The sequence below is a fragment of the Nesterenkonia sp. AN1 genome (assembly GCF_000582475.1).
GTDB lineage: Bacteria > Actinomycetota > Actinomycetes > Actinomycetales > Micrococcaceae > Nesterenkonia > Nesterenkonia aurantiaca.
Genome location: NZ_JEMO01000006.1, coordinates 78655 through 101151, shown reverse-complemented (window position 1 = coordinate 101151; position 22497 = coordinate 78655). Strand labels below are relative to the sequence as shown.

Below are 22497 nucleotides of genomic sequence, written 5' to 3'. Positions count from 1 at the left end.
TGGGGAGGTCGCAGTGGGGAAACTCATCTACTTCATGCTCGTTTCAGCCGATGGTTACGTCGCCGATGAGGACGGCGACTTCCAGTGGGGTGAGCCCGACGAGGAAGTCATGCGGGCCATCAATGACCAGACCCGGGGGATCGGCACCTACCTCTACGGACGAAAGATCTATGAGCTGATGAGCGTCTGGGAGACGGATCCAGCGCTGGCCGAAGGTTCTCCGCAGGCGGCTGAGTTCGCCAAGATCTGGACCGCCGCCGAGAAGATCGTCTATTCAACGACGCTCACCGAGGTCACCACCAGGCGCACCAGGATCGAGCGCGACTTCGATCCAGCAGAGGTCCAGCGGATCAAGGAGGCCAGCGCCGAGGATCTCACGATCGAGGGTCCCACCCTCGCCGCCCACGCGCTGCGCCATGGTCTTGTCGACGAAGTCCACCTGCTGATCTGCCCCATGGTGCTCGGCGGGGGTCTTCGCATGCTGCCGAAGATGAGGATGGCGCTCACCCTGCGCGGTGAGCGCCGGTTCGGCAACGGTATGGTGCAGCTCAGCTATGCCGTGACGCGCTGAACGCCAGGCGCTCCTAGCGGCTCAGCCGCGCCCACAGCTCCGCGTCGAAGGACTCGGGAGCCAGCGCCGACATATGTCGAACAGCGTTGTCCAGCTTCGCCCGCCAGGCGCGCACCGCGGCCTCGGCGTCTCCGGCCAGCACTGCGCTCAGGATGCGCCGATCATCACTGACGATGCGCTCCACCGCAGGGCTGTAGTCCAGGCGCAGCACGGCGATGAACATCCGCACCCGCAGGGTCAGTGCGTGGAACCCGCGTGCCGACTGGCTCAGCCCGGAGGCCTCCGCCAGCTCCTGCTGGAACTGCAGATCTGTCAGGCCGACGTCGGATCGGGTGCCCTGGGTCGCCGCAGCCTCCACCGCCCCCAGCGCCAGTCTGACCGGCAGCATTCGATGCCGGGGCTGCATGGCGCAGGCCCTGAGCAGCACCATCCCGAGGTGCAGCCGCGCGGCGTAGAGGTCGACCACGTCTGCCCCGGTCACCGCGGGAACCCGGAAGCCACCCTGGTGGAAGTCCAGCAGCCCGTCATCGACCAGGCGGCTCATCGCCGAGCGCACGGCGCTGCGGCTGAGTCTGAGGCGCTCTCCGAGCACGTCGGGGGAAAGTCTGTCGCCCGCGCGGAAGCCCGAATTCGTGATCTCGCGGCGCAGCGCGATGGCGATCTGTTCGGTCACCGAGAGCTCCACCTGGGAGAACCAGCGATTCCGCGGTGATCGCTCCAGCTCGGCGGACAGCGCGTTGTCATCTGGTCCCAAGCCCGGATCTGAGTCAAAAGTGGATCTCTTTTTCGAAGCTTCGCGTCGCCAGTCCGTGCCGTGGAGTCCTCGTCCGGCACGTCGGGCCAGGAGGTCCAGCAGATCCCCGGGGACGGCGTCGGTGGTGGGGGCGCAGCGGGTGAGCAGAGAGGCCGTGCGGTCCATGAATCGCTCCCAGTCCGGGTCGTGGGCGTCCCAACAGGCGCTCAGCGGGTCTGAGCCCTGAAGCGGTGCCACCCCGGAGCTGACCGCGCCGGCCTCCCTGACCCGCCAGTGCGCCGCCTCAGAGGCATGCAGCGCCGCCATCAGGGCCGTGGCCCGACGTTCCGCAATGGTCCGCTGCGCGAGACCGGTGACCGGTCGAGCGGCGAAGCGCACCACGATCTGTGGAAATCTGACCTGCACCTCCGCCACGACCAGCTCGCGTGCCCTGGTCTCGCGCGCCCTGATCCCTCGAGCCTCGAGACCCCCAGCCGGATCGACAGGATCGACAGGATCGACAGGATCGACAGGATCGACAGGATCGACAGGATCGACCGGATCGGCGACCTCTGTGGCCGCTCTGCGGATCCTTCGGCAGCCGCGGCTGACCAGGGTCTGACTCAGCCCGGTGAGCTCAGCGATGCGCCGGGTCGAGAAGTCCGGCGTGCTGACCCTGGCCCCGGCGGTGGCGAGGACGCTGGCCACGATGTCATCAGCCGTGTCCTGGATCCGCGGACGGCCGCGACCGGTGGTCTGCATGATCATCAGTATGGCCTATTTCTGACTCAAGCTGTAACGGATTCGTGCGCCACATCGTGGCTTCCGCGTGTGTGTCGGCACACACTGGAAGACAGCAAACCGAGCACTCCAAGAGCTGAACCCGCATCCCTGCGTGAAATTTCCCTGCGTGAAATGAGGCCCCGATGTCCCCTGTGAACACCGCCGAGCTCACCGATCTCTCCGAGGCTGCGGTCGCCAAGGTCACCCGCTGGCTGCAGCGCGGCCCCGCGGGAACGGCAACCGGAACAGGGGGCGAGAAGCCGGGCAGGCGGAGTCGGCCCAGCAAGAATCATGCCGCCGCGGACAAGTCGGCGCAGCGCCTTTCCGCAGTGCTCTCGCACCCCAACGGGTTGGACTTCACCGTGGGATTCGTCGACCGGGTCATCCGCACCGAAGACACCAAGGCCGCCGCCTCGGCGCTCTCCGAGCTGGGCGGACTCGCCCCGGACACGCTCTCCGCCCTGGACCGGGCGCAGATCCTCGCCGGCAGCGCGCTGGCCAAGACGCTCCCCGACGTCGTCGTGCCCGCGGCAAGGGCGCGGATGCGCGCCATGGTCGGACATATGGTCGTGGATGCCCGGGACAAGCCGTTCGGCAAGGCCGTGGCATCGATCAAGCAGGACGGGCACCGGCTGAACATCAACCTCCTCGGCGAGGCGGTGCTGGGCGAGGCTGAGGCTGACAAGCACCTGCAGGACACCGTGGATCTGCTGCGCCGCGATGACGTCGACTATGTCTCGATCAAGGTCTCCTCCATCGCCTCGCAGATCTCCATGTGGGGATTCGATGCGACCGTGGACTACGTGGTCGCCCGGCTGATCCCGATGTACCAGGAGGCGGCGAAGGCGCCCGCCGGATCGAAGTTCATCAACCTGGACATGGAGGAGTACCGCGACCTCAACCTGACCATCGCGGTCTTCAAGAACCTGCTCTCCCGCCCCGAGCTGAAGCACTATGAGGGCGGCATCGTGCTGCAGGCCTACCTCCCGGACGCGCTCGGCGCGACCCAGGAGCTCGCTGAGTTCGCCACGCCCGCGTCGCGGCCGGCGGAGCCGGGATCAAGATCCGGCTGGTCAAGGGTGCGAACCTGGCTGTGGAGAAGGTCCACGGCGAGATCGCTGGCTGGCCTCAGGTCACCTGTGAGTCCAAGGAGGCCACTGACGCGAACTACAAGCTGGTGCTGCACTGGCTGCTCACCGAAGAGAACATGGCCGGGGTGCGGATCGGCGTGGCCGGGCATAACCTGTTCGACATCGCCTTCGCCCACCTGCTCGGAGCCCAGCGCGGGGTCACCGGGCAGATGGAATTCGAGATGCTCCAGGGCATGGCCACGGAACAGGCGGAAGCGGTGAGCGCCGATGTCGGCCAGCTGCTGCTCTACGTGCCGGCCGTGCGCCCGGCCGAGTTCGATGTGGCCATCTCCTACCTGGTCCGGCGGCTCGAGGAGAACGCTGCCAGCGAGAACTTCATGTCCGGCATCTTCGATCTGTCCGTGGACGAATCCGGCGGCAGCAGCGAGGTCTTCGACCGCGAGGCCCAGCGCTTCCGGGGCTCGCTCGCGCTGCTGGAGGAGATCCTGACCAAGCACGGCCACACCGCGCCCAGCCCGCAGCACACCCAGGACCGGGGCGCCGAAGCGCAGTCGGGTGCCGAAGCGCAGCAGCGAGCCGAAGCGCTCAAGAACGACGACGCCCTCCCGCCCTTCGCCAACGAGCCCGATACCGATCCAGCGCTGCCGGCGAACCAGCGTTGGGCCGCCCAAGCGATCGATCGCGCCTCCGAGCCGGGCTGGTTGGAGGCCCAGTCGCTGCCGGAGAAGATCAGCGGGGACCGGATCGACGAGCTGGTCGCGCAGGCCCGAGCGGCCGCCGAGCCGTGGGCGGCCCGCCCCGCCGTCGAACGCGCTCGCATCCTCTACCGGGCGGCCGATATCCTCGCCGCGCGCCGCGGTCATCTGGTCTCCATCGCCGCCGCCGAGGTGGGCAAGTCCGTGGCGCAGACGGATCCGGAGATCTCCGAGGCGATCGACTTCGCCCGCTACTACGCGCACAGCGCGCTTGAGATCGAGCAGGTCGAGCATGCCCGCTTCCTCCCGGACCGCCTGGTGCTGATCACCCCGCCGTGGAACTTCCCGCTCGCCATCCCGGCCGGCGGCACCTTCGCCGCGCTCGCCGCAGGCGCCGCGGTGATCCACAAGCCCTCGAACCACACCCCGCACTGTTCCATGGCGATCCTGGACGCACTCTGGGACGCCGGCGTGCCGCGGGAAGTGCTGCATGGGGTCTATCCCTTCGAAGGTGCGGACGGCAAGCGGCTGGTCTCCCACGACGGCATCGACCGGGTGATCCTCACCGGGGCCTCCGAGACGGCGGCGATGTTCCGCTCCTGGAAGCCGGCGCTGGCGATCAACGCGGAGACCTCCGGGAAGAACGCCCTGGTCATCACACCCTCGGCGGATCGCGACCTCGCGGTGGCGGACCTGGTCAACTCGGCCTTCGGCCATGCCGGGCAGAAATGTTCCGCCGCCTCGCTGGGGATCCTGGTGGGCAGCGTCTATGACTCCGAGCGGTTCCGTCGTCAGCTGGTCGATGCCGCCTCCTCGATGATCGTGGAATGGCCGAGCAGCCTCGCCGCCACGGTGGGCCCGCTGACCGAGGAGCCCAGCGAGAAGCTGCGCCGCGCACTCACCACCCTGGAGCCCGGTGAGTCCTGGCTGTTGGAGCCCAAGCAGCTCGACGACACCGGTCTGCTCTGGTCCCCGGGGATCAAGGACGGCGTGAAGCCGGGATCCTTCTTCCACCTCACCGAGGTCTTCGGCCCGGTGCTGGGTCTGATGGAGGCCTCGGATCTCGAGGAGGCGATCGGCCTGCAGAACCAGGTCGACTTCGGCCTCACCGGGGGCATCCATTCGCTGGAGCCTGGCGAGGTGGCCACGTGGCTCGACAGGGTTCAAGTAGGAAACGCCTATGTCAATCGAGGCATCACCGGAGCTATCGTCCAGCGTCAGTCCTTCGGTGGCTGGAAGCAGTCCTCGGTGGGCCTGGGCTCCAAGGCCGGTGGCCCCAACTACGTCATGCTCTTCGGTCGCTGGGAAGATGACACCGTGGGGGCCGAGCTACCAGCGGCAGGTCCAGCCGGAGCGGCGCTGGAGCAGACTGTGGACAAATTGATCGAGTCAGCGGTCAGCTCCGGGATCGTGTCCGGAGCGGATCGGGCCTGGCTCGCCGCGGCTGCCGCCGATGACCAGCGCTGGTGGGAGACCGAGTTCGGCAGGCCCACCGACCGCACCGGCCTGGGCGGCGAGGCCAACATCTTCCGCTACCTCGGCGAGGACGTGCTGCTGCGTGTGGGCGTCGATGCCACGGCGGTCCAGGTGCTGCGCGCGCTGATCGCCGCACGGCGTGCCGGGGCTCAGGTGCGCCTCTCCGTCTGCCCCAAGCTGCCGAACGCGACCGCGAAGGCCGTGGAACTGGGGAGCAGGACGCTGCAGCTCACCCTCACCGAGGAGACCACGGGTCAGTTTGCCGAGGCCCTGGCCGCCGGGGACCATGATCGCGGAGTGGGAGTGCGGGTGCGCATGCTGGGGGCCGTGGACTCCGCGCTGCGCACGAAGCTGGCGGGCCGTCCGGAGGTGGCGCTGCTCGCCGACGAGGTCACCGCTTCCGGCCGGGTGGAGCTGCGCTACTGGCTCAAGGAGCAGGCCGTCTCAATGACCCTGCACCGCTTCGGAAACCCGGCGCGGGACTTCCACCGGCTGGCCGAGGAGCTCAAGCGAGCGGTGGACTGAGCCGGGTCCGCAGCGTGTGCGCCGCCAGGGCCAGGACGGCGCCGTACTGCAGCCCGGCGGCGTCCTTGATCGGGATGGGCTCGAGATCCTGCTCCTGCTCGGCAGCCTCGGAGGTCCAGTCCGCGTAGACCGGGGAGAGCTCCTCGGCCAGGCTGGCCGCCCCCGGCGATCCTGCAATGCCCAGTTCGCGCAGTGCGCGCAGGAACATGCCGCCGAAGCGCAGCCTCAGCATATGCAGGACGCCCTGCAGGCCGTGGAGCTCGGCCACCGTCGCCTCGCGCTGACAGGCCGGATCCTCGGCTCGGGCGCGCTGGGACTGCGCGGCCTGGCCCAGCAGTGGAAGGAAGGCTCGGCTGGCGCGCAGCAGCGGAGGCTCGGACTCCGCCGCGAGTCGGTCCAGGAGTTCCAGAAGCAGCTCACCCGAGGCGCTCAGCGCTGCGGCCTGATCCCGCAGGGCAGACGCGTAGGAGGCTCCGCCGGGGCTGATGTCATCGGCGAGCAGATGCTTCCACTGCGGCATCTCGGCCACCATCGAGAGCGTGCCGTGGCGGCTCGCATAGCCGGTGGAGGACTCCCCTGTGGAGCCTTCCGGGAAGGGGTCCAGTCCCAGCGCCTCCACCCAGTCATAGGCCTCCTCGAGACTGCCCATGGCGAAGATCCCGGGGGAGAGGACCTCGAAGTGCGCTGCCTCCGGTTCGCCGCGGTGCAGCGGGACTCCCATGGCCGTGGGGAGCTCGCTGAGCAGCGCATGCAGCGGCTCGACATGGGCGCCTGGGGCGGCACAGAGGGTGTCGGAGAGGTAGTAGTAGGCCCCGCCGGACTCGGCGTTGTGCAGCGGCAGGTAGAAATCGGGCCGGGTCAGATCGATGGCGCGCTGCAGCGCGTGGGTCTCGGGCAGCATCGCGTCGAAGTGCGCCGCCTTGTACCGGAACGGGAAGGTCCACTCCACCTGTTCCGGGCCCGCCGGGCGGTAGAAGTTCTGGAAATACAGCTCGCGGTCCTCAGGGGCGTGGAACCAGCCCTCGTTGAGGCGCATCGAATCCGGATCCGCGCAGGGCAGGAAGTGCCAGCTGCTGGCCAGGCAGCGCCGCAGCCGCACGTCGGTGAGCAGCTGCGTGGCCAGGTGCAGCATGGTCCAGGAGCCGATCGGCTCGTTCGGGTGCACGCCGCCGGCGAGCAGCCCGGAGAGGGCCTCCGCACCGTCACCACCCTCGTCGGCGATCGAGTAGAGCAGGATCGGCTCCCCGGCGCGGGAATGCCCCAGCTGCGTCACGCTCATCTGTTCGGGATGCTGCGCGGCCAGCGCGGCGAAGGCCTCATGCAGCTCATCCACGCTGGGGTAGTGCTGCACCGCGGGCAGGCCTGCCGCCCGTTCCAGGATCTCCGCGCCGGTCAGCGGCTCCAGCGCGGTGAGTCCGCTGGTGTGGCTCACGGCGGTCCTTCCACTTGGTGCGGCCAGGACAGCTCCCTATCCTAGTGGGATGCGGCATAACCCGGACTACGCCCTCGAGGATCTCGAGGCCCTCAAGGACCTGATCAGGCAGCACCCCTGGTGCACCTTCGTGGCGCACACCCCGGCAGGCTCGTCGCCTCGCACTATCCGGTGCTGCTGCAAGAGGAGGCTGAGGGTCAGGCCGAGGGCGACGGCGCGCTGGTGCTGCTCAGCCACGTCGGTCGGCCCGATGAGGCCAAGCTCGGGCTGGGCGGCGGGAGCGCACCAGATGCCGGGGCGACCGAGTCGAGCGAGCTGCTTGCGATCATCCAGGGGCCGCACGGCTACATCTCCCCGAGCTGGTACGGCTACCGCCCCAACGTGCCCACCTGGAACTTCGCCGTGGCACACCTCTACGGGGTGCCCGAGGTGCTCTCGGACGCCGAGAACCTGGACGTGCTGCACCGGCTGGTGGAACACTTCGAGAGCCCGCTGCCGGACCCGCACCTGCTCGACGCCACGGAAGAGAACAGTGAATACGCCCAGCGGATCCTGCGCGGCACCCTCGGCTTCCGACTGCGCGTCACCCGGATCGAGGCCAAGGAGAAGATGAGTCAGGACAAGCCGATGGAATCAGTGCGCAGCATCATCGATGAGCTCCGCGGCACCGGCCCCTACGCCGATCCGGCACTGGCGGATCGGATGGCCCGGGTGAATCGTGCGGCACTGGGTGGAGGCGCCCGATGAATCCTGGATCGATGACGCCCGAATCTCGGCATCCCGCCCCGCTGATCCTGCGCAATGTGCGGCTTCCCGGCGCTGGGAGCAGCGGTTTGCGCGACGTGCACCTGGTGGAGGGACGCGTGGCCGCCATCGCTGCCGCCGGCCAGGACCCTCGGTCCGGCCCCGGCGCCGCGCTGTCCGGTGCTGCACTGTCCGGCAGGGGAGCCGACTCCCTGGACGCGGAGGGCCGCTTCCTGATCCCTGGGCTGTGGGATCACCATGTCCACTTCACCCAGTGGGTGATCGCGCGACGGCGGCTCGACCTCGCCGCGACCACCAGCGCCGCCGAGGTGCTGCAGCTGGTGCGCGGTGCGCTGAGCTCCGATCCGGAGCTCGCGGCGGCAGGTTCGAACTCGGCGGGCTCCGGCGTCGTGGGCTATGGGTTCCGCGACGGGCTCTGGCCCGACCTGCCCTCGCTGAGCAGTCTGGATGAGGCGACCGGGGCGGTGCCGGTGGGGTTGATCAGCGGGGATCTGCACTGCATGTGGCTCAATACCGCGCTGCAGTCCCGACTCGGGGTCTCCACCGACGCCAGCGGGCTGCTGCGCGAGGCCGACTCCTTCGCAGTGATGGACCAGCTCCAGGACCCAGCCGCGCTGACCCCGGAGATCTACCGCCAGACCGCGCAGGCGGCGGCGCAGCGCGGAGTGGTGGGGATCGTGGAGTTCGAGAACGCGGACAACATCTCGGCCTGGCCGCTGCGCACCGCGGCGGGGGTGGACTCGCTGCGCGTGGAGGTCTCGGTCTGGCCCGACCGGCTGCAGTCCGCGCTGCTGGCCGGGATCGCCACCGGGGATGTGCTCGACGAGCGCGGCCTGGTGACCATGGGGCCGCTGAAGGTGATCTCCGACGGGTCGCTGAACACCCGCACCGCCTGGTGCTGGGACCCCTACCCCGAGTTGGACCTGGGGCATCCGCACAGCTGCGGGATGCAGACCGTGCCGATGGATGAGCTCCAGGACGTGATGCGCCAGGCCCGCGATGGCGGGATCGCCGCGGCGATCCATGCGATCGGGGACCGGGCCAACAGTGCGGTGCTCGATGCCTTCGAGGCGCTGGCGATGCCAGGCGTGATCGAGCATGCCCAGCTGCTGCGCTGGGAGGACATCCCTCGCTTCGCCCGACTCGGGCTCACCGCCAGCGTGCAGCCCGAACATGCCATGGATGACCGCGATGTGGCCGACGCCTACTGGGCCGGGCGCACCGATCGGGCCTTCCCGCTGGACGCGCTCACCCGCGCCGCGGTGCCGCTGCGACTGGGCTCCGATGCGCCGGTCGCCGCGCTGGATCCCTGGGTGGCCATCGCCGCGGCGGTCAGCCGCAGTCGCGACGGCCGGGACCCCTGGCATCCCGAGCAGCGCCTGGACCGGGCCACCGCGCTCGCCGCCGCCACCCGCGGCGGCACCGCGCGGGGAGGCCACCAGGTCGGCGCGGGGGATGCGGCGGATCTGGTGCTGCTGGAGACCGATCCGCTCGCCGGCAGCGGCGCCGCCGGCAGTGACCATGGCGGCGGTGACCATGCCGGGGGTGACCGTGCCGGCAGTGACTTCTCCGGCTCCGGGCTGCGCGAGATGGGGGTCTCCGCGACGCTGCTCGGTGGCCGGCTGACCCACGACGGGATCAGCTGATCAGCTGATCAGCTCTTTCGGGCCTGATAGGCCAGCAGCGCCGCCAGGTAGCCGCCGCCGAGCACCACGGTGACCATCCCGACTGGGATCGGCTGGGCCAGCGCCTGTTGCGCGATGATGTCGGATCCGAGCAGCACCAGCGCGCCCATCAGCGCGGAATGCACCAGCGGGATCCCCGGTGAGCGGGCCAGCAGCCGGGCGATCTGGGGGGCGGCCAGTGCGACGAAGGCGATCGGCCCGGTGGCGGCGGTGACCAGTGCCGTGAGCAGCACCCCGATCCCGAGGATCGCGAGTCGGGTCGGCTCCACGCGGACCCCGTGGGAGGCCGCCACGTCGTCGCCGAGCTCCAGCTGGCGCAGCGGCCGGACGGAGATCAGCAGCAGCGGCAGCGCCGCGAGCACGATCGCGACCGCCGGGAGCACGGCGGACCAGCTGGTCAGGCCCAGCGAACCGGCACCCCAGATCGCCGCGCCCATGGCGGTCTCGGTCTGCGCGCGCAGCAGGATCCAGGAGTTCACCGCATGCAGCCCCGCGGTCACCCCGATGCCCACCACGATCAGCCGGAACCCCTGCATGCCATCGCGGTAGGCCAGGAAATACACCAGCAGCGCGGTGCCCAGACCGCCGATCAGCGCGCCCAGCGAGGTGCCGATCAGCCCGTCGGCCACGGTGAACCCGCCGATCCCCACCGTGGCGAGCAGCACCCCGGTGTAGGCGCCGGTGGAGAAGCCGATGATGTCCGGGGAGCCCAGCGGGTTGCGGGTCAGCGTCTGGAACAGCGCGCCCGAGAGCGCCAGTGCGGTTCCGAATATCAGCGCGGCGGTGATCCGTGGCAGCCGCCACTGCAGCACCACGGTGGCGTCGAAGCCGCCGCCACCGGCGAGTGCGGTGAGCACCTCGACCGGGTTCAGCGGGTAGTCGCCCATTCCGAGCGCGGTGACGCTCAGGACCAGGATGCCCAGACACAGTCCGAGGCCCACGAGCCAGGATCGAAGGGCGCGACGGGGACGGCGATGGGGGCGGCGAAGGGCGCGACGGGGGCGGCGATGGGGGCGGCGGGTGAGGGGTTCACGCGTCGCGGTCACAGCTTCAGCGCCTTCCGCCGGCGGATCAGCAGCACCAGCACTGGGGCGCCGATCAGCGCGCTGACCAGCCCGACCGGCATCTCCCCTGGCCAGACGATCAGCCGGGCCGCGATGTCCGCGGTGAGCATCAGGATCGGGCCGAAGATCATCGAGAGCAGCAGCACCCAGCGCTGGTCCGCCCCGGCGAAGAAGCGCGCCGCATGCGGGACCATCAACCCGATGAACGCGATCGGTCCGGCGATCGCCGCGGCACCCCCGGCGAGCACCGTGATCGCCAGGATGCTCAGCACCCGGGTCTTCCACAGCGAGACGCCGAGGGCCGCCGCCAGCTCGTCACCGAGCGCCAGCGTGTTCAGCCCCTTGCCCAGCGGCAGCGCCACGATCAGCGCGAGCAGCACCAGCGGGGCCACGGTCAGCGTGACGTCGAGGCCACGCCCGGCGAGGATCCCGGCCTCCCAGACCTGCAGTGCGCCGAAGGTGCGCGGGTCCGCGACGCGCAGCGCCCCGATGATCCCGGAGAGCACCGCGGACAGCGCCACCCCGGCCAGCACCATCCGCATCGGATCTACCTTGCCGGAGGACATGCCGCCGATCAACGCCACCGCGACCGTGGCGAAGAAGGCTCCGGCCAGGGCGAACCAGATGTACCCCAACGGAGAGGTGATTCCGAAGCCCACGATGGCGATCGCCACGGCGAAGGCCGAGCCGGCGGAGACTCCGAGCAGGCCCGGTTCGGCCAGCGGGTTCCGGGTCAGCGACTGCATCAGCGCTCCCGCCACCGCCAGAGCGGTCCCGACGACGACGGCGGCCAGAGTGCGCGGCAGGCGCAGTCCCAGCACCGCGTGCTGATCGTTGGCGCTGACCTCCCCGCCGCTCAGCGCCGAGAAGACCGTGTCCAGCCCGATGCCGCGGCTGCCGATGCTGATGCTCGCCGCGCACAGCAGCGCCAGGATGACCAGGCCCAGAACCAGGGCGAGAGTGGTGCGCGGAGCGGCGACGCGACCTGGGGCATGCGAGTGCATCCCAGGGCGTCTGAGCGTGCCTGAATCTACGGTCATACCGGGATGAGTCTCGCCTTAGTCGGAAATGGGTACTATCTTGTGTTCTAATTTGATCTATTCTTGATGGGTGGCCACAGGCCACCCTCACATCCTTTCATCACTAGGAGCATCCTCTTGAACGGATCTCGCCAGCTGGCTGGTTCTCACGCGCGGCGCTCAGCCTCGGCCGGCATCGCCCTGGCAGCGACCGCCGCACTGCTTCTCTCCGGCTGTGCGGACTCCTCCGAGCAGGAGGGCGGCACCGAGGAGGGCGGCGGCGAGCCGGCCCAGGGGGCGGCCGGGGCCTACCCCGCGAGCATCGAGACCGAGTTCGGCGAGGTCACCATTGAGCAGGCGCCGGAGCGAGTCGTCGCCCTGGGCTGGGGTGACGCTGAAGTGGCGCTGGATCTCGGCGTCGAACCGGTGGGCGCCTCGGACTGGCTCGGCTTCGAAGACCCGGACGGCATCGGCCCCTGGGTGCAGAACCCCTATACGGAATCCCCGGAGATGCTCGGCACGCTGGAGCTCTCCTATGAGGCGGTGGCCGCGCTGGAACCGGACCTGATCCTGGACGTGCGCAGCTCGGGCGACCAGGAGCGCTATGACCGGCTGAGCTCGATCGCGCCGACGGTGGGAGTGGCCCCCGAGGGCGCGAACTACCTGACCGAGCCCGAGGAGCAGGTGCGCATGATCGCCGCCGCCCTGGGGCAGCCAGAGACCGGCGAGGAGATGCTCACCGAGCAGGAGGATGCCTTCGCGGCTGCCGCGCAGGAGAATCCAGAGTGGGAGGGCCAGTCCGTGACGGTGGCCACCCGGACGGCTGAGGGCTGGGGCGCCTATACCGAGGCCGACGGCCGGGTCGGTTTCCTGGAGGATCTCGGCTTCGAGCAGAACCCCGAGATCGCCGAGCTCGGCGGTGAGGGCGAGTTCAGCGTGAACATCTCTGACGAGCAGCTCGAGCTGCTCGACGCCGACCTGCTCCTCGGGTTCCCGATCTTCATCGAGGAGACCGAGATCACCGAGGACGCCGGCTGGCTGAGCATCCCCGCGGTGCAGGACGGCCGAGACCTGGTGATCACCGGCGACCTGGCCAACGCCTTCTCGCTGGGCACCCCCGAGGCGCAGATCTACGCCTTGGAGGAGCTCGCCCCGGAGATCGAGGGGACTGTGGGGCCATGAGTCTGCGCTCAAGCCGCGCCGCACTGGTGGAGCCCGCAGCCGGGGCCGCCACGCTGAATCCGCAGCGCGCGTATTCCACGGTCGTCGCGGACCTCCAGCGGCTGAGCCCGAACTACCTGCGCTTCACCTTGGAGGCCGAGGAGCTGCGCCACTTCCACACCGGTGGGCTGGACCAGCGGATCAAGCTGCTGCTGCCTCGCGCCGACGGGACGCTGCCCGAGCTGGGGCTCTTCCAGGAGCCGCAGCCGGAGATGATGGCCTGGTACAACACCTGGCGTCAGCTTCCCGAGGCGCAGCGCAATCCGATCAGGACCTACACCGTGCGCAATATCCGCCCCCGGGAGCACCAGATCGACGTGGACTTCGTGGTCCACGGCACCGAGGGCCCGGCCTCCGCCTGGGCGATGCGCGCCGAGATCGGCGATGAGCTGGTCATCATCGGCCCCGACGGTCGCTCCGCCCGAGCCGGCGGCGGCATCGAGTTCAACCCGCACACCGCCCGGGACGTCCTGCTGGCCGGGGACGAGACCGCGGTGCCCGCGATCTGCGCGATCCTGGAGACGCTGCCCGAACGGATCCATGGCGAGGCCTACCTGGAGATACCCACCCGGGCGGATGCCCTTGATGTGGTCAACCGCTCCGGCGTGGAGATCTACTGGTTGCCCCGAGAGGGCGCCCCGCGCGGTGAGCCGCTGACCAGCGCGGTGCAGAACTGGGGCCGGCGTCGCGCCGAGATCTTCGCCCAGCGCCGCTCCTCCTGGCAGCCGACCCGCGGTGAACCGGTGGGTGCGCCCTCCGGCGCAGAGGATCTCGCTGAGCTCGCCGAGGGAGACCTGCTCTGGGAGGTCGGCGACGCCGACGGCTTCCGCGAGTACGCCTGGCTGGCCGGGGAGGCCGGGGTGATCACCGGTCTGCGCCGACATCTGGTCAAGGACATCGGGCTCAGCCGCAAGCAGGTCTCCTTCATGGGCTACTGGAAACAGGGCCGCGCCAGCTGAGCGCACCGGCTGCCAGGTGGACTGCGGAGCGGGCATACCGGAACACCCGCGCCCGTGGGACAATCAATGCGATGTCACCTTCGAAGAACCCACGCCCCGAACCGTCCAGCTCCGCGCCCAAGCAGGGCTCGGCCCGCTCCGGTGCCGGGCGCCCAGAACAGCGGCCGCCGGGGCGCCCGTCGACTCGGCCCGGCCGCAGATCCGGCCCAAGGCCGAGGGCTGGCAGCAGCCCATGGACGCCGAGGGCCGGCCGAAGCTGCAGTTCGCCCAGCCCAAGGTCAAGCAGCCGCCGAAGCACCTGGCGGACATGACCCTGGATGAGCGCACCGCGCGCGCCAAGGAGCTGGGCATCTCCGGCTTCCGCGCCAAGCAGCTCTCGGTGCACTACTTCCGGCACTACACCTCAGACCCGGAGCAGATGACCGATCTGCCCGCGGAGACCCGCGAGCAGCTGGTCGAGGAGTTTCTGCCGCCGCTGCTCACCGAGGTCCGCCGGCTCAAGACCGACGACGGCGCCACGATCAAGTTCCTCTGGCGGCTCTTCGACGGCGCCATGGTCGAGTCGGTGCTGATGCGCTATCGCAGCCGGATCACGCTGTGCATCTCCTCGCAGTGTGGCTGCGGGATGAACTGCCCCTTCTGCGCCACCGGGCAGAACGGGCTGACCCGAAACATGTCCAGCGCCGAGATCGTGGATCAGATCGTCCAGGCCAACCGGGCGATCGCCGCCGGGGAGCTCGACGCCCCCAACGCTGCGGAGATCGCTGATGAGGCGGACCACGCAGCCCTGGGCGAGGAGACCGACTTCGCCGAGTCCGAGGAGTCGGCAGCCGCAGGCAAGGGCGCGTCGTCGTCCTCGGGTGTGGGCCCACAGCGGGTCTCCAACATCGTGTTCATGGGGATGGGCGAGCCGCTGGCGAACTATAAGCGCGTGATGAACGCGGTGCGCCGCATGGTGGACCCCGCCCCGGAGGGCCTCGGGATGAGCGCCCGCGGGATCACCATCTCCACCGTGGGGCTGGTCCCGGCGATCCGGAAGCTCGCCGAGGAGAACCTGCCGATCACCTTCGCGCTGAGCCTGCACGCCCCCGACGATGAGCTGCGCGACGAGCTGATCCCGGTGAACTCGCGCTGGAAGGCCGATGAAGCCATCGACGCCGCGTACTACTACTACAAGACCACCGGTCGGCGGGTCTCCATCGAGTACGCGCTGATCAAGGACATGAACGATCACCAGTGGCGTGCGGAGCTGCTGGCCGAGAAGCTCAACGCCCGGGGCCGCGGCTGGGTGCACGTGAACCCGATCCCGCTGAACCCCACGCCGGGCTCGATCTGGACCTCCTCGGAGCCCGAGGTGATGCGCGCCTTCGTGAACCGGCTCGAGTCCCTCGGGGTGCCGACCACGCTGCGCGACACCCGGGGCAAGGAGATCGACGGCGCCTGCGGCCAGCTCGCCGCCGCGGAAGAGTAGCGGCGGAAGAACGGCGACGGAAGAACAGCCAGAGAAGTCTGAGATCAAGGGACTGAGATCGAGGGACTGAGATGAACGACCCCGCTCGCCACCACGACGTCATCGAGGTCATCGGCGCGCGGGAGAACAACCTCAAGGGCTTCAGCCTGCAGATCCCGAAGCGGGCGCTGACCGTGTTCACCGGGGTCTCCGGCTCGGGGAAGTCCTCGCTGGTCTTCGGCACCATCGCCGCGGAGTCCCAGCGGATGATCAACGAGACCTACAGCGCGTTCCTGCAGGGATTCATGCCGAGCCTGAGTCGGCCCGAGGTCGAGGACCTGCAGGGCCTGACCGCCGCGATCGTGGTGAACCAGGAGCGCCTCGGCGCGAACATCCGCTCCACCGTGGGCACCGTGACCGATGTCTACACGCTGCTGCGGATCCTGTTCAGCCGGATCGGGGAGCCGAAGATCGGATCCCCGCAGGCCTTCTCCTTCAACGTGGCCAGCATCAGCGGAGCCGGCGCGGTGACCTTTGAACGCGGCGGTGAGACCACCAAGGAGCGCCGCGAGTTCAGCATCACCGGCGGCATGTGCCCGCGCTGCGAGGGTCGCGGGCAGATCAACGACATCGACATCGCCCAGCTGATCGACGAGTCGCTCTCGCTGAATGCGGGCGCCATCACCGTGCCCGGGTACAAGGCCGGCGGCTGGTCGGTGAAGTTCTATGCCGAATCCGGATTCTTCGATCCGGACAAGCCGGTGCGCGACTACTCCGAGCAGGAGCGCCACGACCTGCTGCACCGGGAGCCGGAGAAGGTCAAGATGAGCGGGATCAACATGACCTACCAGGGCCTGGTTCCGCAGCTGCGCAAGTCCATGCTCGCCAAGGACCGCGACGCGATGCAGCCGCATATCCGGGCCTTCGTGGACCGCGCGGTCACCTTCGTGAGCTGCCCCGCCTGCGAGGGCACCCGGCTGAGCGAGCTGGCCCGATCGGTGCGCGTAGCGGGCCGCAGCATCGCCGAGGTCTGCGCGATGCAGCTCAGCGACCTTGCCGAATGGCTGCGTGAGCTCCACGTACCAGCGGTCGCTCCGCTGCGCGCCTCGCTGCTGGAGACCGTGGAGCACTTCATCGACATCGGACTGGGCTACCTGAGCCTGGACCGGCCCGCCGGCACGCTCTCCGGCGGCGAGGCGCAGCGGGTGAAGATGATCCGGCACCTGGGTTCGGCGCTGACCGACATCACCTATGTCTTCGACGAGCCGACCATCGGGCTGCACCCGCATGACATCGACCGGATGAACACGATGCTGCTGCGACTCCGCGATAAGGGCAACACCGTGCTGGTGGTCGAGCACAAGCCCGAGACCATCGAGATCGCCGACCATGTGGTGGACCTGGGCCCCCGAGCCGGGGAGGCCGGTGGCGAGCTCTGCTTCGAGGGCACCGTGGCGGGCCTGCGCGGCAGCGACACGCTCACCGGCCGGCACCTGGACTACCGGGCGCAGGTCAAGGACGGGGTCCGCTCGGCCTCCGGGGCGATGGAGATCCGCGGGGCCCGGCGCAACAACCTGCGTGAGGTCGACGTGGACATCCCCACCGGGGTGCTCACCGTGATCACCGGAGTGGCCGGATCGGGCAAGTCCACGCTGATCGAGGGCAGCCTCGCCGGCCGCGAGGGCGTGACCTTCATCGACCAGAGCGGGATCAAGGGCTCCTCCCGCTCGAATCCCGCGACCTACACCGGCCTGCTGGAGCCGATCCGCAAGGCCTTCGCCAAGGCCAACGGGGTCAAGCCGGCGCTGTTCAGCGCGAACTCCGAGGGCGCCTGCCCCACCTGCGGCGGCGCAGGGGTCATCTACACCGAGCTGGGTGTGATGGAGACCGTGGCCAGCCCGTGCGAGGACTGCGAGGGGCGCCGCTTCCGCCGCGAGGTGCTCGAGTACACGCTGGGTGACGGAGACGGAGCCGGAGACGGAGCCGGAGACGGAGACGGAGCCGGAGACGGAGCCGGAGCCGGTGACGGAGCCGGGGGACGCGCGGCGCTGAACATCAGCCAGGTGCTCAACCTCTCGGTGGACCAGGCGGTCGAGTTCTTCTCCGCCGGGGCCGCCCGGCTGCCCGCCGCCACCAAGATCCTCACCCGACTCGCCGACGTCGGACTCGGCTACCTGCGGCTGGGACAGCCGTTGAACACCCTCTCCGGAGGCGAGCGGCAACGGATCAAGCTGGCCACCAAGATGGCCGACCCGGGTGGGGTCTACGTGCTGGACGAGCCCACCACCGGGCTGCACCTGGCCGACGTGGAGAACCTGCTGGGACTGCTCGACCGGCTGGTGGACTCGGGGACCTCGGTGGTGGTGATCGAGCACCACCAGGCGGTGATGGCCCACGCCGACTGGATCATCGACCTGGGCCCGGGCGCGGGCACCGAGGGCGGCCGGGTGGTCTTCACCGGCACCCCGGCGCAGCTGATCGCCCAGGGCCAGACGCTCACCGCAGAGCATCTGGGGCGGTACGTGGCCGGGTGAGACCGATCACGACCACCGCCACCAGGATCAGCAGCACCGAGAGCGCCACGGCCGCATCCGGATCGGTCTCACGCTGCAGGTAGATCTCCAGCGGAAGCGTGCGGGTGACTCCCTGCAGGCTTCCTGCGAAGGCGATCGTCGCGCCGAACTCGCCGAGGGAACGGGCGAAGGCCAGCACCACCCCGGAGGCCAGCCCAGGGAGGATCAGCGGCAGCACGATGCTGCGCAGCAGCTGGGTGGGCCCGGCCCCGTCGACGACGGCGGCCTCCATCACCTCCTTCTGCACCCCGCGCAGCGCCGACTCCACGGCGATCACCATGAACGGCAGCGACACGAAGGTCTGCGCCAGCACCACCGCAGCGGTGGAGAATGCGATCTGCACGCCGAGCAGCTCGAGACTCTCACCGAGCAGTCCCTGCCGGCCGAAGGTGTTCAGCAGCGCGATGCCCCCGATCACCGGGGGAAGCACCAGTGGCAGCAGGATCAGGGTGCGCAGGATCCCGCTGCCGCGGAAGGTGGCGTGGCTGAGCACCAGGGCGAGCGGCACGCCGAGTACGGTGCACAGCAGCGTGGCCGCCACTGCGGTGCGCAGACTCAGCCACAGCGCGGACAGCGCCGCCTCCGAGCTGAGCAGGCTGGGAAGCTCGGCGAGCTCGATCCGGGTCAGCAGAGCGAGGATGGGCAGCAGGATGAACACCGCGGCCGCGGCGGCGGGGATCAGGACCCAGCGCGGCAAGGCTGCCCCGCCGGCTGGTCGCCGGCTCATCCGGAGGCCTCAGGTGCCGGGCTGAACCCGGCCTGCTCCAGCTCCGACTGGCCGGACTCGCTGAGCAGCAGCTCGATGAACTCCCCGGCGAGCTCCGGCTGCTCGGCTTCGGCCAGCACGGCCGCCGGATACCGGTTCGGGAACTCGGCGGCCTCCTCGATGAGGATGGTCTCGACCTCCGCACCGGCGCGCAGCGCATCGGTGGAGTAGACCAGGCCGGCGTCGGCCTCGGCGCTGCGCACCTTGCCCAGCACATCGGTGACCGCCAGCTCCTCGCTGTCCGGAGCCAGGGCCACCCCAGCAGCCTGTGCCACCTGCTGCGCCACCGTGCCGCACGGGACCTGGGGGGCGCAGAGGACCAGCGCGTGTTCCGGGTCGGCGAGATCCGCCAAGGTTCCGATCCGACCGGGATTGCCCGAAGGCACCGCGATGACCAGGGTGTTCGAGGCGATGACCGAGGGGGCCTGCTGGATCAGCGAGGCGTCCTGGGCACGCTCCATGGTCGGCTCGTCGGCCGGGATGAAGACGTCTGCCTCAGCGCCCTGTTCCAGCTGCGAGAGCAGGTCGGCGGAGCCCGCGGAGCTGAGCTGGACCTGGGCGCCGGTCCTCTCGGTGAACTCCTGGACCAGGGGGTCCAGCACCTGCTGCAGCGAGGCGGCCGCGAAGACCCGCAGCGGCTGCCCGGTCTCGGCGTCGGGAGTGTCTGAATCGGAGGCCCTTGAATCCGGGGCGCTTGAATCCGGGGAATTCGCGCAGCCGGAGAGCAGCACCAGCAGCAGCGCGCCGGGGAGCAGTCGGGTCCTGGCTGAGCGGCGCATAGGCAGTGAGTCTATAGGCTGGAGCGATGATGCCCTCGCAGAGATCACAGGTGCCCGGATTCGAGGTGATGAGCATCCTGGCCCGGATCGATGTGATGCGCGCCGCCGGAAAGGATGTCGTCTCGCTGACCGCGGGGGAGCCCGGCTCCGGGGCCCCAGTGGGGGTGAACCAGGCCGCCGCGGCGATCCATGCGGAGAACACGGTGCTCAACTACACCGCTGCGATGGGGATCGCCCCGCTGCGGGAGGCGATCGCCCAGCACTACGCAGACTGGTACGGGGTGACCGTGCCGCCCTCGCGGATCGCGATCACCACCGGGTCCTCCGGAGCCTTCATGCTCAGCTTCCTGGCGGCCTTCGATCCGGGGGACCGGGTCGCGCTGGCCCGTCCCGGCTACCCCGCCTACCGCAACATCCTCACCGCGCTCGGCATCGAGGTGGTGGACCTCGACTGCGGCCCGCATGAGCGCTTCCAGCCGACGATCGCCCAGCTGCAGGCACAGCTCGACGCCGGCGACAGTCTGGCGGGGCTGATCCTGGCCTCCCCGGCGAATCCCACCGGCACCATGGTCGGACGCGGACAGCTGGCTGAGCTCACCGCCTGGTGCGCCGATCACGGGGTCCAGCTGATCAGCGATGAGATCTACCACGGAATCAGCTATGGGGCGGAGAACGTGAGCGCCGCCGAGATGGGCCAGGAGGCCGTGGTGATCTCGTCCTTCTCCAAGTACTGGGGGATGCCCGGTTGGAGACTGGGCTGGATGGTGCTCCCCGATCATCTGGTGGATCCGGTCTCCAGACTCGCCGGCAATGTGGCACTGTGTCCGCCGCACGCCACCCAGCTTGCGGCCGTGCAGGCCTTCACGCCGGCCTCGCTCGACTTCGCCGCCTCCCAGGTCAGCGGGTATGCCGCGGCACGGGAGCGGGTGCTGGGACTGATTCCACAACTGGGCTGGGGCGAGGTGGCCCCGGCCGATGGCGCCTTCTACGTCTACGCCCACCTGGGCGAGCAGCTCCGGCGGTTCAAGGACTCCCCGAGCTACTGCGCGGCGCTGCTGGAGAGCGCCGGCGTCGCCGTCGTGCCGGGCACCGACTTCGATCCTGTGGCGGGACACCACTGGGTCCGGCTCAGCCTGGCCCCGGGGGAGGCGGTGGTCGCGGAGGGGCTGCGCCGGATCCTTGCCTTCCAGGCGGAGCAGGTCGAGCCTGCTGCGCAGCCGATCACTCCACGCTGAACTCGATCCGGTGCTGACCCGTGGCGGCGTTCGGGATCGGGTCCCGGCGTTCATCGGTCTGGGTCTCCCCGGCGGCGTTGATCGCGCGGACCGACACCGAGTGCCGTCCGGATTCGACGTCGGCGAAGGTGTGGCGCCACTGCCGCCAGGTGTCGATGTTGACCTCGTCGGCCAGCTCGACGGACTCCCACTCGCCGTCGTCCAGGCGCAGCTCCACGGCTTCGATGCCCTCGTGCTGGGCCCAGGCGCTGCCGGCGACGACGAGCTCCTCGCCGCTGGAGACCCGGGCCAGCGGGCGGGGCACATCGATGCGGGAGGCGACCAGGATCGGTCCCTCGGCGTCCCAGCCGCGGTCGGTCCAGTAGGCGGTCTCCGCGTCGAAGCGAGTGACCTCCAGCTCGGTGACCCATTTGGTGGCCGAGACGTAGCCGTAGAGGCCTGGGACCACCAGCCGGGCCGGGTAGCCGTGCTGGGCGGGCAGCGGCTCGCCGTTCATGCCCACCGCGAGCAGGCAGGCGCGGTCCTCGTCGGTGAGCACCTCCAGCGGGGTCGACGCCGTCCAGCCGTCGATCGACCGGGAGAGCACCATATCGGCCTCGCCCAGCGGACGAGCCCGGGCAAGCAGCTCGCGGATCGGGTAGCCCAGCCAGGTGGCGTTGCCGAGCAGGTCTCCGCCCACCGGGTTCGAGACGCAGGCCAACGTGATGTGGTGCTCCTCGAGCGGCAGGTCGAGCAGCTCGGTCATGTCGATCGTGACCTCTTCCTCGACCAGGCCGTGGATCCGCAGCGTCCAGTCCTGAGGTGAGAGCTCCGGGACCACCAGCGCGGTGTCGATCCGGTAGAAGTCGCTGTTCGGGGTGATGAACGGAGGCACCCCGTCCACGCCGACGCTGGCGCCGGCTGGGATGGCGGGGGCGCGCACCGCGGGAGTGGGCAGCACCAGGCGTGCCGCCGCCTCTCCGGCGCCCACGCCGAAGGCATTGACCGAGCGTCCGAAGGTGATCGAGCCGGCGGCGACGGCGGTCCCCACGGCAGCCAGGCTCAGGAAGCGACGCCGGGAGTGGGCACGCTCGTCCTCGGTGCTGGGACGGCTCGTGCTGGCGCGCCGGGTCCGCGCCGGGCGGTCCCGGTCCACAGGGTCAGCTTGATCCACACGATCCGCCGCCACCGCCCGGGTGAGGCCGGTGGCGGCGCCGCTGAGCAGCAGCAGGCTCAGGAGGCCGAGCCCGGCGCCGATCAGCGTGGGCACCACGTCCAGCGGGGAGCTCTCGGGCCGCAGCAGCACCACGATCAGCAGGACCAGCGCGACGGCGGAGAACAGGATCGCGCCCAGGCGCAGGCTGCGTCGAGCCAGTGCCCCGATCGCGGCGGCCAGGATCATCCCGACCACGCCCATGCTGAGGTAGAGCACCAGCTTGTTGTTGCTGCCGAAGTAGGAGATCGCGAAGTCTTGCAGCCAGCTGGGGGAGAGCGTGATGATCGTGGAGCCCAGCGAGACCAGCGGTGAGGACGCCGGGCCGAAGAGCTGAGAGATCAGATCTGCCACACCGAGGAAGATCGCGGCGGCGAGGACCCCAGCGATCAGGTGCGGTATCACCTGCCGCCGGCGTGTGGGCGGTCGTGAGTGTCCGCGGCCGGTGGTTCCTGGGGTCTCGTGCACTGTCTCGGTCATGTC

16 protein-coding genes and 1 pseudogene are annotated in these 22497 nt (G+C 69.8%); 10 read left to right on the top strand and 7 right to left on the bottom strand.

What is annotated here, in order from left to right:
* Positions 1 to 13: 13 nt before the first annotated feature.
* Positions 14 to 571, top strand: coding sequence for a dihydrofolate reductase family protein (locus BG28_RS04375; RefSeq protein ID WP_036474507.1), 558 nt, complete (start codon positions 14 to 16; stop codon positions 569 to 571).
* Positions 572 to 584: 13 nt separating this feature from the next.
* Here the strand turns inward: BG28_RS04375 and BG28_RS16540 are convergent, their stop codons facing one another.
* Complete coding sequence (locus tag BG28_RS16540) at positions 585 to 2072, bottom strand: GntR family transcriptional regulator (protein WP_051500971.1); 1488 nt, start codon at positions 2070 to 2072, stop codon at positions 585 to 587.
* Positions 2073 to 2230: 158 nt separating this feature from the next.
* Between BG28_RS16540 and BG28_RS16705 the strand changes: the two are divergent.
* Together BG28_RS16705 and BG28_RS04365 are read left to right on the top strand one after the other, a co-directional pair.
* Positions 2231 to 3070: pseudogene (locus BG28_RS16705) on the top strand (proline dehydrogenase family protein); the annotation flags it as partial.
* A gap of 110 nt (positions 3071 to 3180) precedes the next feature.
* Entirely contained in the window at positions 3181 to 5874 is a 2694-nt protein-coding gene (locus tag BG28_RS04365; protein ID WP_369797184.1) for a proline dehydrogenase family protein, read from the top strand.
* Here BG28_RS04365 and BG28_RS04360 read toward each other — a convergent pair.
* On the bottom strand, positions 5855 to 7306 hold the full coding sequence (locus tag BG28_RS04360; protein WP_084479431.1) for a M14 family zinc carboxypeptidase: 1452 nt from the start codon (positions 7304 to 7306) through the stop codon (positions 5855 to 5857). The genes BG28_RS04365 and BG28_RS04360 overlap by 20 nt on opposite strands.
* Before the next feature lie 120 nt (positions 7307 to 7426).
* Between BG28_RS04360 and BG28_RS04355 the strand changes: the two genes are divergently transcribed.
* Positions 7427 to 8053 carry an FMN-binding negative transcriptional regulator gene (locus BG28_RS04355; RefSeq protein ID WP_235180961.1) on the top strand — a complete coding sequence of 209 codons (627 nt, stop codon included), beginning with the start codon at positions 7427 to 7429 and terminating at the stop codon, positions 8051 to 8053.
* An 11-nt stretch (positions 8054 to 8064) separates the two neighbouring features.
* The gene (locus BG28_RS04350; RefSeq protein WP_036474506.1) at positions 8065 to 9717 is read left to right on the top strand and encodes an amidohydrolase; all 1653 of its coding nucleotides are present in this window, start codon (positions 8065 to 8067) and stop codon (positions 9715 to 9717) included.
* 8 nt (positions 9718 to 9725) lie between these two features.
* On the opposite strand, the gene BG28_RS04345 is transcribed toward BG28_RS04350, so the two are convergent.
* On the bottom strand, positions 9726 to 10697 hold the full coding sequence (locus BG28_RS04345) for an iron chelate uptake ABC transporter family permease subunit (protein WP_036474505.1): 972 nt from the start codon (positions 10695 to 10697) through the stop codon (positions 9726 to 9728).
* Positions 10698 to 10798: 101 nt separating this feature from the next.
* Positions 10799 to 11824 (bottom strand): iron ABC transporter permease, encoded by a 1026-nt coding sequence (locus BG28_RS04340; protein WP_036474504.1) that lies wholly within the window; start codon positions 11822 to 11824, stop codon positions 10799 to 10801.
* A gap of 153 nt (positions 11825 to 11977) precedes the next feature.
* Between BG28_RS04340 and BG28_RS04335 the strand changes: the two genes are divergently transcribed.
* The 4 genes from BG28_RS04335 (at position 11978) to BG28_RS04320 (ending at position 18003) form a co-directional block, all read left to right on the top strand.
* Complete coding sequence (locus BG28_RS04335) at positions 11978 to 13021, top strand: iron-siderophore ABC transporter substrate-binding protein (protein WP_235180960.1); 1044 nt, start codon at positions 11978 to 11980, stop codon at positions 13019 to 13021.
* Positions 13018 to 14019 carry a siderophore-interacting protein gene (locus BG28_RS04330; RefSeq protein WP_084479428.1) on the top strand — a complete coding sequence of 334 codons (1002 nt, stop codon included), beginning with the start codon at positions 13018 to 13020 and terminating at the stop codon, positions 14017 to 14019. The genes BG28_RS04335 and BG28_RS04330 overlap by 4 nt, the downstream gene beginning before the upstream one ends.
* Before the next feature lie 199 nt (positions 14020 to 14218).
* Positions 14219 to 15490: a 23S rRNA (adenine(2503)-C(2))-methyltransferase RlmN gene (rlmN, locus tag BG28_RS04325; protein WP_051501026.1), complete on the top strand. Its 1272-nt coding sequence runs from the start codon at positions 14219 to 14221 to the stop codon at positions 15488 to 15490.
* Between the two features lie 71 nt (positions 15491 to 15561).
* Positions 15562 to 18003 carry an excinuclease ABC subunit UvrA gene (locus BG28_RS04320; protein ID WP_036474502.1) on the top strand — a complete coding sequence of 814 codons (2442 nt, stop codon included), beginning with the start codon at positions 15562 to 15564 and terminating at the stop codon, positions 18001 to 18003.
* Here the strand turns inward: BG28_RS04320 and BG28_RS04315 are convergent.
* Both BG28_RS04315 and modA read right to left on the bottom strand, forming a co-directional pair.
* On the bottom strand, positions 17966 to 18769 hold the full coding sequence (locus BG28_RS04315) for an ABC transporter permease (protein WP_036474501.1): 804 nt from the start codon (positions 18767 to 18769) through the stop codon (positions 17966 to 17968). The two genes, BG28_RS04320 and BG28_RS04315, sit on opposite strands and share 38 nt — an antisense overlap.
* Entirely contained in the window at positions 18766 to 19587 is an 822-nt protein-coding gene (gene modA / locus BG28_RS04310) for a molybdate ABC transporter substrate-binding protein (RefSeq protein WP_036474500.1), read from the bottom strand. Before modA ends, BG28_RS04315 begins: the two co-directional genes overlap by 4 nt.
* Before the next feature lie 26 nt (positions 19588 to 19613).
* On the opposite strand from modA, the gene BG28_RS04305 reads away from it, so the two are divergent.
* Positions 19614 to 20822: a pyridoxal phosphate-dependent aminotransferase gene (locus tag BG28_RS04305; protein ID WP_036474499.1), complete on the top strand. Its 1209-nt coding sequence runs from the start codon at positions 19614 to 19616 to the stop codon at positions 20820 to 20822.
* Here the strand turns inward: BG28_RS04305 and BG28_RS04300 are convergent.
* Entirely contained in the window at positions 20809 to 22494 is a 1686-nt protein-coding gene (locus tag BG28_RS04300) for a molybdopterin-dependent oxidoreductase (protein WP_084479426.1), read from the bottom strand. The two genes, BG28_RS04305 and BG28_RS04300, sit on opposite strands and share 14 nt — an antisense overlap.
* Between the last annotated feature and the right edge of the window lie 3 nt (positions 22495 to 22497).